This window comes from Dellaglioa sp. CoH-57-MRSF-16 (assembly GCF_056782055.1).
The window spans coordinates 1-294 of sequence record NZ_JBXAXZ010000147.1; the positions used below are offsets into that span (position 1 = coordinate 1).

Below are 294 nucleotides of genomic sequence, written 5' to 3' on the forward strand. Positions count from 1 at the left end.
CCGTCGGCGAACGACCCTCGGCGGCGGCGGGCGATGGCCACGGGCGGGTATCTGGTGACTGCACTGGCTACGGCGGCGATCGGGATGGCAACGGCGGTGTGGCAGGTGGCGATCCTGCGCGCTTTGGCGTGGGCGTCCCGGGGCGTGCGGTCGCCGGCGCGTGATTCGTTGTTGTCGTCGCTGGCGCCGCGTCGCGCGTACGGTCGCGCATTCGGTCTGGAGCGGGCCGGCGACAACTTGGGTGCTGGGGTTGGACCGCTGGCGGCCGCCGGCCTGGTTGCCTGGCTGGGCATC

1 protein-coding gene is annotated in these 294 nt (G+C 73.5%); it reads left to right on the forward strand.

What is annotated here, in order from left to right:
- Positions 1 to 33 precede the first annotated feature (33 nt).
- Positions 34 to 294 (forward strand): MFS transporter (locus AC1RPH_RS08225; RefSeq protein ID WP_481762097.1); only part of this gene is annotated, 261 nt, incomplete at its 3' end.